The organism is Streptococcus sp. HMSC078D09, assembly GCF_001813675.1.
Lineage (GTDB): Bacteria > Bacillota > Bacilli > Lactobacillales > Streptococcaceae > Streptococcus.
This window is the reverse complement of sequence record NZ_KV813661.1, coordinates 42,467-58,092: the sequence shown is the minus strand read 5'-3', so window position 1 is coordinate 58,092 and position 15,626 is coordinate 42,467. Positions and strand designations below refer to the sequence as shown.

12 protein-coding genes are annotated in these 15,626 nt (G+C 44.2%); 7 read left to right on the top strand and 5 right to left on the bottom strand.

Annotation, left to right across the window (positions count from 1 at the left end; genetic code table 11):
* Positions 1 to 450 (bottom strand): MarR family winged helix-turn-helix transcriptional regulator, encoded by a 450-nt coding sequence (locus HMPREF2926_RS02635; protein ID WP_070586342.1) that lies wholly within the window; start codon positions 448 to 450, stop codon positions 1 to 3.
* Positions 451 to 742: 292 nt separating this feature from the next.
* Here HMPREF2926_RS02635 and cbiM point away from each other — a divergent pair, with 292 nt between their 5' ends.
* Genes cbiM through HMPREF2926_RS02620 form a run of 3 tightly spaced genes read left to right on the top strand, consistent with a single transcriptional unit; the run spans position 743 to position 3,245 of the window.
* On the top strand, positions 743 to 1,726 hold the full coding sequence (gene cbiM / locus HMPREF2926_RS02630) for a cobalt transporter CbiM (RefSeq protein WP_070586341.1): 984 nt from the start codon (positions 743 to 745) through the stop codon (positions 1,724 to 1,726).
* A complete protein-coding gene (locus tag HMPREF2926_RS02625; protein WP_023919566.1) occupies positions 1,719 to 2,507 on the top strand; it encodes an energy-coupling factor transporter transmembrane component T in 789 nt (262 codons plus the stop codon). The genes cbiM and HMPREF2926_RS02625 overlap by 8 nt, the downstream gene beginning before the upstream one ends.
* Positions 2,508 to 2,519: 12 nt before the next feature.
* Positions 2,520 to 3,245: an energy-coupling factor ABC transporter ATP-binding protein gene (locus tag HMPREF2926_RS02620; RefSeq protein ID WP_070586340.1), complete on the top strand. Its 726-nt coding sequence runs from the start codon at positions 2,520 to 2,522 to the stop codon at positions 3,243 to 3,245.
* Positions 3,246 to 3,342: 97 nt separating this feature from the next.
* On the opposite strand, the gene leuS is transcribed toward HMPREF2926_RS02620, so the two are convergent.
* Together leuS and HMPREF2926_RS02610 are read right to left on the bottom strand one after the other, a co-directional pair.
* Complete coding sequence (gene leuS / locus HMPREF2926_RS02615; protein WP_070586339.1) at positions 3,343 to 5,844, bottom strand: leucine--tRNA ligase; 2,502 nt, start codon at positions 5,842 to 5,844, stop codon at positions 3,343 to 3,345.
* Positions 5,845 to 5,967: 123 nt separating this feature from the next.
* Positions 5,968 to 7,944, bottom strand: coding sequence for a peptide ABC transporter substrate-binding protein (locus HMPREF2926_RS02610; protein WP_070586338.1), 1,977 nt, complete (start codon positions 7,942 to 7,944; stop codon positions 5,968 to 5,970).
* 165 nt (positions 7,945 to 8,109) lie between these two features.
* On the opposite strand from HMPREF2926_RS02610, the gene HMPREF2926_RS02605 reads away from it, so the two are divergent.
* Positions 8,110 to 9,432 carry a DUF1958 domain-containing protein gene (locus HMPREF2926_RS02605; protein ID WP_070586337.1) on the top strand — a complete coding sequence of 441 codons (1,323 nt, stop codon included), beginning with the start codon at positions 8,110 to 8,112 and terminating at the stop codon, positions 9,430 to 9,432.
* A gap of 58 nt (positions 9,433 to 9,490) precedes the next feature.
* Here the strand turns inward: HMPREF2926_RS02605 and HMPREF2926_RS02600 are convergent, their stop codons facing one another.
* Both HMPREF2926_RS02600 and HMPREF2926_RS02590 read right to left on the bottom strand, forming a co-directional pair.
* Positions 9,491 to 10,582: a glycerol dehydrogenase gene (locus HMPREF2926_RS02600; protein WP_061455727.1), complete on the bottom strand. Its 1,092-nt coding sequence runs from the start codon at positions 10,580 to 10,582 to the stop codon at positions 9,491 to 9,493.
* A gap of 404 nt (positions 10,583 to 10,986) precedes the next feature.
* Positions 10,987 to 12,882, bottom strand: a complete 1,896-nt coding sequence (locus HMPREF2926_RS02590; protein WP_061591485.1) for a M13 family metallopeptidase — start codon at positions 12,880 to 12,882, stop codon at positions 10,987 to 10,989.
* 192 nt (positions 12,883 to 13,074) lie between these two features.
* Here HMPREF2926_RS02590 and HMPREF2926_RS02585 point away from each other — a divergent pair, with 192 nt between their 5' ends.
* From HMPREF2926_RS02585 to fimA, 3 genes are read left to right on the top strand one after another with little or no spacing between them, the layout of a single operon-like run.
* Positions 13,075 to 13,797 carry a metal ABC transporter ATP-binding protein gene (locus HMPREF2926_RS02585; protein ID WP_070586335.1) on the top strand — a complete coding sequence of 241 codons (723 nt, stop codon included), beginning with the start codon at positions 13,075 to 13,077 and terminating at the stop codon, positions 13,795 to 13,797.
* On the top strand, positions 13,794 to 14,636 hold the full coding sequence (locus HMPREF2926_RS02580; protein ID WP_003004302.1) for a metal ABC transporter permease: 843 nt from the start codon (positions 13,794 to 13,796) through the stop codon (positions 14,634 to 14,636). Before HMPREF2926_RS02585 ends, HMPREF2926_RS02580 begins: the two co-directional genes overlap by 4 nt.
* A gap of 11 nt (positions 14,637 to 14,647) precedes the next feature.
* Positions 14,648 to 15,577: a metal ABC transporter substrate-binding lipoprotein/fibrin-binding adhesin FimA gene (gene fimA, locus HMPREF2926_RS02575; RefSeq protein ID WP_045759028.1), complete on the top strand. Its 930-nt coding sequence runs from the start codon at positions 14,648 to 14,650 to the stop codon at positions 15,575 to 15,577.
* Positions 15,578 to 15,626 lie beyond the last annotated feature (49 nt).

Here is a 15,626-nt window from a genome sequence, read left to right as displayed (position 1 = left end):
TTAGATGTCATTTTCTTTAGCTTTTAGATTTGAGATTATACGCCCTTGATAGGCTTCAAATTCTTGAATTTCTTGATCTGAAAAACCTTGGTAGAAAATTTCACCCAACTCTTTACTAACGCGGTCACCGATTTCTTTTTGCGCCCAACCGAGGTCTGTCAAAGAGATATATTTTTTCCTTTTATCCTGCGTGCAAGGTTGAATCGTGACCAAGCCTTGTTCTTCCAATTTCTTAACCATACTGGTCAATGTATTATTAGCTAGACCCGTCGCAAGAGCGATATCTGTCGCAGTAGCGCACCCCAACTCTTGCTTCCACAAAATCGTTAAAATTTTCCCTTGTTCACTTCTATATTGAGCATCTGGTTCCTTGCTCAAGAGTTTTTGAAAAAGTCGCCCGTTCAATAAGCGTATCTGTAAAGCTTGGTAGCCCCCTTGCATCTTGTCCATTTTGTCTCCTTTTTATTTCTATATCGAAATATCAAAGTCATTGTACCACTGCTTATTACATCTGTCAACTATTTCGATATAGAAATAACATTTTTTTCTAAGAGGCTCTTCAAAAAATTCATGCACAACTCCAAATGATCAGACTTTTTTACCCCTTTTACACAAACTTCTTTGGAATACGGTCAAAAATTCGCTATAATAGTAACAAATGTTAAACTCCTTTTGTAACGACACTTGGTTTTACGATGTGGTAATCTGTTAACTGTACTATAGAAAGATCGGAGTATTTGTGATGCATATCCCAGATAATTATTTGAGTCCTGCAAGTTGTGCCCTCTTAGCTGTAGCGGCTGCCCCTGCGATTGGCCTATCCATTGCCAAAGTCAAAGTTCAATTAAAGGAAAATAAAGAATTGGCCCCTATGCTTGGTGTCGCAGCTTCTTTATCCTTCTTGTTAATGATGTTTAATGTCCCAGTTCCAGGGGGGACAACGGCTCACGCTGTCGGTGGTGCTCTTCTAGCCATCCTGATTGGTCCCTATGCAGCTTCCCTAGCCTTATCTGTCGCCTTGATCCTCCAGGCCTTCTTATTTGGAGATGGAGGAATCCTAGCCCTTGGAGCTAATATCTTCAATATGGCTGTTGCCATGCCTTTTATCGGCTATGGGATTTACAGTTGGTTCCGCAAACACCATCACGAATCTCTTGGAGTGATCGTGGGTTCCTATGTCGCCATCAACGCCGCAGCTCTCTTAACAGGGATTGAACTTGGCTTGCAACCACTCATCGCTTCAGAAGCTGGTCAGCCGCTCTATAACCCTTATGGATTGAGTATTACCGTACCTGCCATGTTGGGAGCTCACCTCCTTGTAGCAGGTTGGGTCGAAGCCTTCTTCACCTTTGTGATTTACCGTTTTGTCAAACAAGTCGCTCCTACAGAGTTGTACACACCAAGTTCAGTCAATACAACTTCATTCGTTAAAAAAATTCGCTGGGTGCTCCTTGCTTTGATCGTCCTCAGCCCACTTGGACTTCTCGCAGATGGGACAGCCTTTGGTGAATGGTCTGCTGAAGAATTGGGTAGCCTGCTTCATGGCAAAGTTCCAACAGGGATCAAAAATGGATTCTCATTTGATGCCTTGTTTAGTGATTACACCATTCCTGGAACTAAAATTGCGATCGGCTATATTCTCTCAGCCGTGACAGCCGTCCTTATCTTCTATATCATCAGTAAAATCATTCGATCAATGAACGGAGAAAAAACTTCTCATGCGTAAACTCCCTGACTGGCTTCATCAAGAGCAAGCAACTCTTGAAGCATCCAAAAGCCATCACTATTTACAAATGAATCTTCAAACATTGCGCCACTTTCTTGGCAAAATGAAACAAACGACGCCCGCATTCAAGGCCAAAACTTCGTCTTGGATGCGACTCGTTTCCTTTTTAATTCTAGCCATTCTCATTACGACTGCCCACCATCCCATCCAACTGTGGTTGATTGGTATCCTTTTGTTAATGCACATTGCCATGCTTCCTGGAGAGGTCCTACTCCACCTCTTTAAGGTCCTGTTCAAGGTGCTGCTGATTTCCACAATTGTGATATTACCTAGCATCTTATTTCAAGGATTTCAAAATGGAGGGCTCTTTTTGCTACGTGCAGGGATGATTGTCCTCAATATTTCCCTCTTTCTAGCCACAACGACAAGTGTGCAACTGGTCGAGGCCCTTCGTCAGTTACGTGTTCCAAAAACCTTTGTGCAAACCATTGATATCACACTCAAATATGGCTATATCTTAGGGAAACACTTGCAACAACAGATCGAATGCGTCCAGCTGAGAACAGTTGGGCAAAAGGTGAATCTCAATCTCTTTGGCTCCCTCCTTGGTCTCTTGTACCTATCCACAAAAAACCATACAAAAGAAGTGTACGAAGCGATGATTCTTCGAGGCTACGGCATGGATACAAAGCGCAAAGAAGCCTTCCACTGGAAGAAGGAAGACGTCTTTTTCCTATTGGAATTGGCAGTTCTCACGACCTTCACGATCTTACTTGGCTAGAAAGGAAAGTATATGATTCGCATTCAAGATGGAAATTACCACTACACCGAGGAGACTGGAATCCATGATATTCAACTCCAGATCCAAAAGGGGGAAACCGTTGGCCTGATGGGTCCAAACGGAGCGGGAAAATCTACCCTTTTTAAAATTCTGGTTGGACTCTTGCCCCTCTCTTCTGGTCAGTACCACTTCAAGGACTGGACCATTGACCAAGACTTCTTGAAAGATCCCCATCGTGCTGGGCAACTCTTCCAGCAGGTTGGACTCATTTTTCAGAACAGCGATACCCAATTGTTCAATACAAGTGTCTATGATGAACTGGCTTTTGGGCCACGCCAATTAGGTTTAGCCGAAACCGAAGTCCAACAACGCGTCAAGGATACGCTCGGTCTTTTAGAGATTGAACACCTGAGAGATCGCATTCCCTACCATCTTTCTGGTGGCGAAAAGAAGCTAGTCGCTATCGCCAGTGTCCTCACCATGAATCCTAGTCTCTTGCTATTTGACGAGCCTTTTAACGGCCTCTCGCCAAAATACCAGAAGCTGATTGTCACCTTGCTGCAAGAACTAAAAACAGCTGGAAAAACAATTGTGATTTCCTCCCACCATTTCGAGCAAATTGCTCCGATTGTGGAACGGGTTCTGCTCTTTTCTGAAGAGCACACCATTACAGGAAGCTACAATCGAGCTGATTGGGAAAATCATCCAGATATTCAACAATCGTTTTCAACATGTTAAAAAGCCTCGGTAGGGTTCTTCCTACCGAAGCTTTTTTGATCCTTAATCAACCAAACGAAAAAATCCTCCAGAACTTAGCTCTGAAGGAATTTTAATTTTATTTCACAACGATGTTAACAAGTTTGTTCGGTACACTAATCACTTTCACGATTTCTTTGCCATCAATCTCTGCCTTGACTTTGTCGTCAGCTAGAGCGACTTCTTGCAATTCTTCACGAGAAAGGTCTTTTGCGACCATGAGTTTAGCACGGACTTTTCCTTTGATTTGAACGACGATTTCGATTTCGTCTTCAATCAATTTTCTTTCGTCCCATGTTGGCCAAGCTACGTAAGAGATTGACTCACCTGTTGCTGCCACTGTTTGCCAGAGTTCTTCTGCCAAGTGAGGGGCAAATGGAGCAATCAATTGGATGAAGCCTTTGGCGTAATCCACATAGAGTTTATCTTCCTTGTTAGCAGCATTGACAAAGACCATGAGCTGGGCAATGGCTGTGTTGAATTTCATAGACTCGATTTGCTCTGTGACAGCTTTAACGGTTTCGTTATAAACCTTGTCTAGAGCGCCATTGTTTTCCGCAACGATTTCTTTACTTGTAATCAAACGGTAAACACGATCAAGGAATTTACGGCTTCCTTCCAGACCTTCTTCTGACCAAGCGATGGAAGCATCAAGTGGTCCCATGAACATTTCATAGACACGAAGGGTATCAGCACCGTATTGTTCCACCACATCGTCTGGGTTAACCACGTTCTTGAGGGATTTAGACATCTTGGCTGGTGCTTGCTCCAATTCTTCTCCTGTTTCCACATGGAAGAAGGAACCGTCACGTTTTTCAACCTTGTCAGTTGCCACAAGTGCCCCACGGTGGTCACGGTAGCTTGTTCCCAAAATCATTCCTTGGTTAAAGAGTTTTTGGAAGGGCTCTTTGGTTGGAACAACACCGAGGTCATAGAGGAATTTATGCCAGAAACGAGCGTAAAGCAAGTGAAGCACAGCGTGCTCTGCACCACCTACGTAGATATCTACTGGCAACCATTGTTTGAGGAGGTCCTCATCAGCCAATTTCTCAGTGTTGTGTGGGTCGATATAGCGAAGGTAGTACCAGCTTGAACCCGCCCATTGTGGCATAGTATTGGTTTCACGACGACCTTTGACGCCATCCTCACGAGTCACTTCCAGCCAGTCTGTCAAGTTAGCTAATGGGCTTTCACCAGTACCTGAAGGACGGATGTCCTTGGTGACTGGCAAGACAAGTGGCAATTCACTTTCTGGAACAGCTGTTGAAGTTCCGTCTTCCCAATGAATGATTGGGATTGGTTCACCCCAGTAGCGTTGACGGCTAAAGAGCCAGTCGCGGAGACGATAGGTAACCTTTTCTTGACCAAAGCCTTTTTCTTCTAGCCAAGACACGATTTTAGCAATCGCTTCTTCTTTGTTGAGACCGTTCAAGAAGTCAGAGTTGACGTGAAGGCCATCTTCTGTGTAGGCAGCTTCTGCTACGTTTCCACCTTCCAAGACTTCTACGATTGGAAGTCCAAATTGTTTAGCAAATTCCCAGTCACGCTCATCGTGAGCAGGTACGGCCATAACAGCACCTGTTCCGTAGCTAGCAAGAACATAGTCGGCAATCCAGATTGGAATTTCTTTGCCATTGACAGGGTTGATCGCATAAGCACCCGTCCAAACCCCTGTTTTTTCCTTGGCAAGGTCTGTACGAGCCAAGTCTGATTTGAGGCTGGCTTGGTGTTTGTAGTCCGCTACAGCTTCAGCTTGTTCCGGTGTTGTGATGGCATCTACTAGTTCATGTTCAGGCGCCAAAACAGTGAAGGTCGCACCAAAGAGGGTATCCGGACGAGTTGTAAAGACGGTGAATTCCTTGTCAGTCCCTTTTACTTTGAAAGTAACGTTAGCACCAGTTGATTTCCCAATCCAGTTGCGTTGCATGTCCTTGATAGACTCTGGCCAGTCAAGATCATCCAAGTCAGCCAGCAAGCGCTCCGCATAGGCAGTGATTTTGAGCATCCATTGGCGCATTGGTTTACGGACAACTGGATAGCCACCACGCTCAGATGTTCCATCTGGAAGAACTTCTTCGTTGGCGATAGCTGTGCCTAGTTCCTCAACCCAGTTGACTGGCACTTCTGCTTCATAGGCCAAGCCTTTTTCATAAAGCTTAGTGAAAATCCATTGCGTCCACTTGTAGTAATTTGGATCTGTCGTATTGACTTCACGATCCCAGTCGTAAGAGAAGCCAAGCGCATTGATTTGGCGTTTGAAGTTGGCAATGTTTTCTGCTGTGAATTCCGCTGGGTCATTTCCCGTATCCATAGCATATTGCTCTGCAGGCAAACCAAAAGCATCCCATCCCATTGGGTGAAGGACATTGTAGCCTTGCGCACGTTTGAAACGGCTAAGGATATCCGTCGCTGTGTAGCCTTCTGGGTGTCCTACGTGAAGACCCGCTCCAGATGGGTAAGGGAACATGTCCAATGCATAAAACTTAGGTTTTGAAGCATCTGTTCCTGTCTTAAAGGTGTGATGGTCAGCCCAGTATTTTTGCCACTTAGGCTCGATTTCTTTATGATTGTAAAAACTCATAGCGTCTCTCCAATTTTCGTGATGCTCCTATTATACCATTTTTAGGCGATTTTTAAAGGTTCAGACGAAGAAAAAGACAGGTCCCATACGGGACCTGTCTCTCCTGTTTTCTTCAAGAAAAGTCTATTTCACATGCTTTTCAAGTTCTTCTTGCGCTTTTTTATTGGATTTTTCTTTTTCTTTCTTCCATTGTTCACGCGCTTTGTCGTAGTCTTTAGCCGATACGACCTTGTCTTGAACTTCTAAATACTTATAGTTAAAGGTTTGACCCTTGTGGCCTGTCCAAGCAAAGGCTGCAGAGTATGGTACAGTCTTACGAACGACTGGAGAAGCCCCATCCGAATGAATCGGAATCAAGAGGGCGCTATCGGTCAACCAAGCCTGAGCCGCAGCATATTTTTCATAACGCTTGTTCACATCAGTGTTTTCTTTTTGAGCGTCCTCAATTAATTGATTGTACTCATCAAAGCCAGCTGCTTTTGCCGCCGCATTATCCGTACCAGCATCGAATCCAAAGTAAGAATTGGCATTTTCACCAGATTTACCACTGGTGATGTCGATGTAAGAAGATGGGTCCGTATAGTCTGGTCCCCAGCCCAAGTTATTGTTTAGATCCCAGTCTTGTTGGGAAGCATTTTCAGCAAAGTAAGTCACTCGTTGAAGATCATCCTCAGAAACCATATTCAGATCGATGACAATATTTTCTGCTCCCAATGTAGATTCAATCGACTGTTTGAAGGATTGGGCTTGTTTGATTCCTTCCGTATAAGTCGAAGAAGTTGGAAGGTCTAAATGAATTGGGAATTCAACTCCTTGAGACTGCAATTCTGCCTTAGCTTTGGCAAACTCTTCTTTGGCCTTGCTTGGATTGTAGAGGGTGTCTTTTCCATCTGCGACAGAGACCCCTTTCCATTCATCCCCATAAGCTTCTAAGTCTTTTTCTACTGCATCACCAAATTGTTTGCCATCGATTTGGACAAAGTTTGGTGGCGTAAAGGTATTACGGATCACCTTATTGGCACCCGCTTCCCCGTTAGTTTGCGCTACATAAGCCTTGCGGTTGAAGGCAAACATAATAGCTTGACGGAAGTCCTTGTTCAAGATTGCTTTCTTGGTAGAGGCCTTTTGAGCATCCGTGGTCTTCTTTGTGATTTCATAGGCCTGACGGTCAATGTTGAAGGAAAGGTTATAGGTTGAGGAACCTTGGTCAGTATAGACGATGTCGTCCTTATGCTTCTTCTCTACACTCTTATAGTTGGAACCATTTGGGAAAACACGGGCAACTGTATAGTCACCGTTATCAAATCCACGGATCAGAGACTCGGAGTCTTGACCATCATAATAGGTCAGTTTGACTTTACTGATCTTGACATTTTCCGCATCCCAGTAGGTTGGATTTTTTTCTAATATCGCAGAAGATTTCGAAGTAATGGATTTGATCAAATAAGGTCCGCAGTAGAGGATACTAGACGGAGAGGTTCCTTGACCGTAATCATCTCCCTTGGATTTCAAGAATTCTTCGTTGACCGGCATCAGGATCCCCATCGTAGTCTTAGAATTCCAGAAACTTTCTGGTTGACTCAAAGTATATTGAACGGTGTAATCATCAATAGCTTTTACACCAACAGTTGAGAAATCAGATGTCTTCCCTGATACATAATCATCCAAGCCTTTGACAGATTTTTGGACCAAGTAAATCGCTTGTGATTTCTTGTCTGCCGCGTGCTTGAGACCTGTGACAAAGTCTTGAGCCTTGACTTCTCCATATTCTTCCCCTTCAGAAGTCATCCATTTGACCCCTTTACGGAGTTTATAAGTATAGGTCAAGCCATCCTTGGAAACAGTCCAGTCTTTAGCAAGCGATGGGATCAAGTTCCCGTACTTGTCCACTTCCAACAAGCCATCTATCGCATTTCCTGTAAACTCGGAAGTCGATTTTTTATTAGAAATCGAATAGTCGAGAGTATCCGGATCCTGGGTATAGACATAGCTAAAAGTCTGATCGCCGGGACTTCCAGATTTTCCTCCTGAGCAGGCTGCCAGTACACCAGCTGATAAAAGCAGAGCGCTGGTAGCTAAGAGTACCTTCCCTTTGTTCATATAAATCACCTCATTGTAAAAAATGTTATACTCAATTTAAATTATAGCACTTTCTAGGGAAATGTAAACGCTTTTACTGCGAAATTATTCTATTTTTTCTTTATTTTTTCAATTTCTTCTTTTTCTAGAATTTTTTCAAGTTAAATCCCTGGCCTGTATGATATAATGGAATCTATGAATTATGGGAGACATTTACACAAACGACTAAAACACAGCCTCTTGTCCCTCCTTGTAGGAGTCTTGACATTAGGCCCTATTTCCACTGCCTTTGCGGACGACATCTACCAGCAAGAAGATGTCATGAAAATCGCAGCTGATGCTGGACTGGTATTGGACGATTTTTACAAGCCCAAGGCCGACATCGTCATCGACGCCAATACTGGAGCCATTTTGTACGGAGACAATATCGACACGGTCCGGGACTCAGGAAGCATGGCCAAGCTCATGAGTGCCTATGTGGTCTTTCGGGCCCTTAAGGAAGGCAAGATCAAGTACGATACCGTGGTCACAGCAACAGAGGCAGACCAAGCCATCTCGGAAAACAATCTGTTAAGTAACTCACCTATTGTAGCTGGTGTTGACTACAAGGTATCTGAATTGATCAAGATGCTCTTTGTTCCATCTTCTAGTGCGGCCGTGATTATGCTGGCCAACGCCGTCACTGACAATGATCCCGATAAGTTTTTGGACTTAATGAATCAGTACGCACAAGAAATGGGGATGAGTCATACTAAATGGCATAATCCAAATGGAGCGATGATCTCGGTGCTTCAGGGCTACTACAATCCTCAGCGCCACGACGTCAATGCCAATAACGAAATTACAGCGCGAGACATGTCTATTCTGGCTTATCACATCGTAAACGACCTGCCAGAAATGTTGGAATACACTAAGCAAGCTCATACTACCATCATGGAAGGAACCCCCTACGAGCAAAGCTACGATAACTACAATACTTCCCTCGAAGGTGGAAAGTTCGCCCTCAAAGGAACAGACGGACTCAAGACCGGATCTAGCCCGACTGCTGACTACAACTATACCGCGACAACCAAGCGGGGTAAACAACGGATTATCGAAGTCATCCTAGGCGTTGGAAACTACGATGTCGAGATCGCCGAAAGCTACCGCAATCAGATCGGAAATACCTTGGCTGAGAAAATGTTCGCAGACTACCAGTATAAAAAAGTCCTTTCTGCAGGGGAACACACCATCGACGGGAAGACCATTCAACTGAAGCAAGACTTCTATGCAACCGTTAAAAAAGGCACGAATCCAGCAATTAAACTGGAAAACAACCGCCTGGTCGTCCAAAACGGCTTGCAACAGGTATCTCCAAGCATTAAACCTGGGGTGGCTGTAAGTGAGTCTAAAGCAACGACCTCTAGCAGTAAAAGCAAGGGACTCGATGTCATGTGGCTCTTCTGCTTCCTGCCTGCCGGAATTTTATACCTGATCTTTAAACAAACCGATCCAAAAAGAAGAAAATAGAAAAAGAACTCCCATTACCATAAGGTATGGGAGTTCTTGGTTTGTCGACAAAGTCATCTTAGGCCAAACCTTGAACGTAGGCATCTACTGCTACGATGGCTTGGGCAATATCAGAAGCCTTCACTTCAAATGGCATTTGATGGATGGTTTCTCCTTCGATGGTGGCCTGTTGGCCAACCTTGAGAAGATCTTCATAACTTGCAGTTTCAAGATGCATTTCTTTCAGAGTGGTTGGCATACCGATTTGTTGATAGAAACGAATGTATTTATTCAATTCTTCCTTAGGACGGTTTTCTAAGAACAATTGAACTAACGTTCCGTAGGCTACTTTTTCACCGTGAGTCAAATGGTGGATGTCCCCAGTAAGGGCTGTAAAGCCATTATGGATGGCATGGGCAGCTGCTAACCCACCACTTTCAAACCCAATACCACTAAGAAGGGTATTGGCTTCAATGATGTTTTCAAGAGCAGGGGTTACAACTTTGGCTTCACAAGCAGCCATGGCTTGGAGACCATCAGCAAATAAGGTTTCTTCACAACGTTGTGCAATGGCGACACCCGCTAAGGTTTGTCGTTGACCCAACATGGTTTTTCCATTGGCTTGCATTACCGCACGCGCTTCGACCCAAGTCGCTAATCCATCTGCGATTCCAGAAGCGAGCAAACGTTTTGGTGCTTGAGAGATGACTTTGCTATCCACCAAGACCAATTCTGGGTTCTTAGAATAGAAGATATAGCGCTCAAAGGCACCCTCATCCGTATAGATAACCGACAAGGCGGAAACGGGAGCATCTGTAGAGGCGATGGTCGGAGCAATCACAACTGGTGATTTTAGAAGATCAGCAATAGCTTTTGCACTATCGATGGTCTTTCCTCCACCAAGTCCAATGACCAAATCACAGCCATTTTCTTCTGCCAGACTAACCACACGATTGATTTCGTTGTCAGAAGCTTCTCCATTGAAGAAGACTGGCAAAACCGTGAGCCCATTTTGACCAAGGTATTCTTCAAAACGCTTCCCTACGATATCATAGACCACTGAATCACATAGCAAAACAGGGTGATTCCCTAATTCTGAAATAGATTGCGCATTTTCAAATAAGGCATTCTCACCTTGAATGTAACGTGACGGACTTGCAAAATTTCTCATAGTCTGCTCCTTTAAAATTTATTTAGTTCACACCTATAGTAGCATTTATTTCTATGAAATTCAAAGAATTATACAAGGCACCACTCAATTAAATTTATCTGTTCACGCAGTTATTGGAAGCGCTTCGTTTTTATTTGATGAATCTTATTATCAAAAATCCCCAAAGCTAGTTTCAGTAGGTTGAAACTTGACTTTGGGGATTTTTATTTTTTTACAAGTATTGAGAAAATCAATCAATGGCTTAACTGAAGTCGAGACTACTTCCTTTGATCAACGAAACGAGTATCACGAAATTGAACTCGCCCTAAAAGCGTCGAGAAAAAGAGAGATTGCCTGGTGGGCATGGCCCACATGGTCAATCTCCTATTTTCTTCTCGCTTTTTTTACGGGCTTAGTATCTTGATTTACCAAATGATCACACGATCTTCTGGTGCGCGCCACATGCCGTCGCCTTCTTTGACATCAAAGGTTTCAAAGAATTCGTCAAAGTTTGGTAATTGGACATTGGTGCGGAGTTTTCCTGGTGCGTGGACATCGACACTTGCGAGGAGTTGCATGTACTCTGTCCGAGCTTTCATGCGCCAGATACGAGCAAAATTAGTGAAGAATTCTTCTGCTGAGAAGTCTGCTTCTTTCTTCGCTGCTTCAAGGGCTGCAGCGATACCACCTAGGTCTGCTACGTTTTCAGAAACGGTCAATTTCCCGTTAATCTTGGCACCGTAAGAGTCTTGCCCTTCAAACTGATCGATGACCTTTTGCGTGCGAGCGGTAAAGGCTTCGTAATCTTCTGGCTTCCACCAGTCTTTCAAGCTACCGTGCTCGTCAAAGGAAGCGCCATTGGTATCAAAGGCGTGGGAGATTTCATGGGCAATGACTGCACCGATTCCACCGTAGTTAGCTGATGACGATTGATGAAGGTCATAGAAAGGTGCTTGCAAAATCGCTGCTGGGAAGACGATTTGGTTTTGTTGCGGATCATAGTAGGCATTGACCATATTAGCTGGCATGTGCCATTCGCTCCGATCGACTGGTTGGTTCCACTTGCTCCAAGTATGGGCAATGGAAATTTGAGCCAATTTTTGGGCATTTTCTACCAAGTTTTTGCTCTCGTCGATGATCTTTTTGGCATATGTTTCTGGTAATTTTTCAGGGTAGCCGATATGCGGTGTGATGACATTGAGTTTGACAATGGCTTTTTCGCGGGTTTCAGGAGCGAGCCAGTCTGCTTTTTCAAGACGATCCTTGTAGACCTCAATCATGGTCGCTACTTTGTGCTCTACATCTGCTTTTGCTTCTGGTGAGAACTTTTCGCCCGCATACCAGAGCCCAAGCGCTTGGCTATAAGGTCCTTCTGCCAAGGCCAAAGCTGCCTTTTCTTTCGGACGTGCTTCTGGTGTCCCTGTAATGGTCCGTCCATACTCACCAGACAAGACACGAATTTCTTCAGTCAAGAAGGACGTCCAATCTAAGGCTGCGCCGAGTTTCAATTTAGCATGAAGGGTTTCCCAGTTGGCTGCTGAGTAGAATGTTGGTGCGAATTCCTTCCAGAAACGCTCTTCTGGCACGATGATAGTATCTGGCGTTTGTCCGATCACTTCTGTAAAGAAAGTATCGAGTGGCAATTCTGGAACCAAGGCCTTGAAATCTGCCCATTCATAAGGATGGTAGAGTTTGTTGTACTCTGATTTTTCTTCGTTTGACAAGACATATTTGGCCAATTCTGCATCAGCCGCAATGACCTTATCTAGGATATCTTTGATTTCTTCCTCTGAGAAATCGAATTTTGCCAAGAGTTTTTCAACCATTTGACGCCAAACAGCTAATAACTCTGGTCCTTTTTCATTGTCTTCTTCATAGTAGGTTGTATCAGGCAAAATCAAACCAAGTGCTTCTCCCCACAAGACATTCATTTGGGCATTCATAAAGTCTGGTGACACGCTAAATGGCAAGAGATTTGGTTTGCCAGCTAGCTCATAGGTGCCCAACTTGCTGGTATAGTCTTCAAAGGAAGATAAGGCCTTGATTTCGTTGATCAAGGGCATAGCTGGAGCCACACCAGCTGCTTCCCGTGCATCAAAATCTGCCACCATTTTGTGGTATTTGACAAAGTTTTGCAGAATGCTATCTTCAGGCAATTCTTCTCCTCTTTGCCATTTTCCGGTAATATCCAACATCAAGTTTTCGATATCTTGGATCAAGTCCATAAAACCACCGGTTGACGGTTTGTCATCTGGAATCACAGCTGTCTCAGCCCATGCCCCATTGACGTAATCATAAAAATCATCTTGTAAACGTACCATGATCTTCTCGCTTTCATTCTTTTGTAATAACCTTATCAAAAATAGGAACTTTTTTCAATGATTTCAAGAGATTTAAGTTGAATTATTTTAAAAATTAACTTGACTTAACTTTTTATTCGTGTATAATTATTTCAAAAATTAACTTGACTTAATTTTTTTATTCATGTATATTAATGGTAAAGGAGCAAAATCATGATTCAAATTGAACATCTCAGTGTTGCTTACCAGCAAACACTGGCCTTGGAGGATCTTTCCCTCACCATCCAGGGTCCAACCATCCTAGGCATTCTTGGCCCCAATGGGGCTGGAAAATCAACCCTAATCAAGGCCATGCTAGGACTTCTCCCTCATGCGGGAAAGGTCCAGCTCGATCAAAAAGATCTCAGCCAAGTTCTTCAACGGGTGGCCTACGTCGAACAGAAATCCGCTATTGATTTCCACTTTCCCATCACGGTGAGAGAGTGCATCTCACTGGGTCTTTATCCCCACCTTTCTATCTTCAAGAGAAAAAGCAAAGAAGATCTCCAAAAAGTGGAAAATGCCTTGAAACTTGTCAATCTTCTTGATCTAGCGGATCGCCAGATCGGCCAGCTTTCAGGAGGGCAATTCCAACGGGTGCTGATCGCCCGCTGCTTGGTCCAAGAAGCGGATGTCATTTTTTTGGATGAGCCCTTCGCAGGGATTGACTCTGTCAGCGAAGACATCATCATGCAGACCCTCCAGACCTTGAAACAAGAAGGCAAGACCATTCTGATCGTCCATCACGACCTCAGCAAGGTCCCAGCTTATTTCGACCAGGTCCTCCTCCTTCATCGTAAACTGATTGCATTTGGGAAAACAGAGGAAACCTTTACCAAAGAAAATCTGCATGCATCCTATGGGCATGAACTCTTTATAGGAGGTGGCGTCGGATGATTACAGAATTTATCGATGGATTACAGCAATTCCACTTCTTACAGAATGCCCTGATCACAGCCATCGCCATCGGGATTGTCGCTGGAGCCGTTGGATGCTTCATTATTTTAAGAGGCATGTCTCTCATGGGAGACGCTATCTCACACGCAGTTCTTCCTGGTGTGGCTCTCTCCTTTATCCTGGGCATCAATTTCTTTATTGGCGCTATTGTCTTTGGCCTCCTGGCGTCCGTCCTTATCACCTATATCAAGAGCAACTCCATCATCAAGAGCGACACTGCAATTGGGATTACCTTTTCTTCTTTCCTCGCCTTAGGAGTCATCCTGATTGGAGTCGCTAAAAGTTCCACCGACCTTTTCCACATCCTCTTTGGGAATATCTTGGCCGTCCAAGACCGGGATATGTGGATAACCATCGGTGTTGGTGCTGCGGTCTTGCTGGTGATTGTCCTACTCTTTCGACCCTTACTGCTCACATCTTTTGATCCTGTTCTGGCTCAATCCATGGGCGTCCGGGTCAAGGTCTATCACTACCTCCTTATGGTGCTCTTGACCTTGGTTTCTGTCACTGCTATGCAGAGTGTCGGAACCATTCTCATCGTCGCCATGCTCATTACACCCGCTGCGACGGCCTATCTCTATACCAATAGTCTCTGGTCCATGATGCTCCTTTCATCCGGATTAGGTGCTCTTGCATCCATCCTGGGACTCTTTATTGGCTATAGCTTAAACATCGCCGTCGGGTCTTGTATTGTCCTCACTTCTGCTGTCTTCTTTCTCATCAGCTTCTTTATCGCTCCTAAGCAGAGAAAGAATAAGCACGCTCTTTCATCTCATTAAAGGAGAAAACCATGAAAAAATTCACTTCTATCCTCGCCCTCTTTGTGGCGCTCTTATTTGGTCTGTTGGCCTGTAGCAAAGGCTCTTCTTCTGGAGCTTCTGATAAATTGAAAGTGGTCACCACCAACTCCATCCTTGCAGATATCACCAAAAATATAGCTGGGGATAAGATCGAGCTGCACAGTATCGTTCCTGTCGGCAAAGATCCTCACGAGTACGAACCGCTTCCAGAAGATGTCAAAAAGACTTCGCAAGCAGACCTCATCTTCTACAACGGGATCAACCTCGAAACCGGTGGCAATGCTTGGTTTACTAAATTGGTCAAAAATGCCAATAAAGTTGAAAACAAAGACTATTTCGCAGCTAGCGACGGAGTCGACGTCATCTACTTGGAAGGCCAAAACCAAGCTGGAAAAGAAGACCCTCACGCTTGGCTCAATCTCGAAAACGGGATCCTCTACGCTAAAAACATTGCCAAACAATTGATCGCAAAAGATCCCAAAAACAAGGACTTCTACGAAAAAAATCTAGCTGCCTATACTGAAAAACTCAGCAAGCTCGACCAAGAAGCCAAACAAAAATTCAACAATATCCCAGAAGAGAAGAAGATGATTGTAACCAGCGAAGGCTGCTTCAAATACTTCTCCAAAGCCTACGGCGTCCCATCCGCCTATATCTGGGAAATCAATACGGAAGAAGAAGGCACACCTGACCAAATCAAAACGCTGGTAGAAAAGCTCCGGCAAACCAAGGTGCCTGCCCTCTTTGTTGAATCTAGCGTCGATGAACGTCCTATGAAAACTGTGTCTAAAGATACCAATATCCCGATCTATGCAAAGATCTTCACTGATTCCATTGCCAAAGAGGGAGAAAAAGGTGATAGCTACTACAGCATGATGAAATGGAACTTAGACAAGATCGCAGAAGGTTTGAACAAATAAGATTCCAAACTGATTAGATTCTCAAACAAATCAGTGGCTCTTCCCCCTT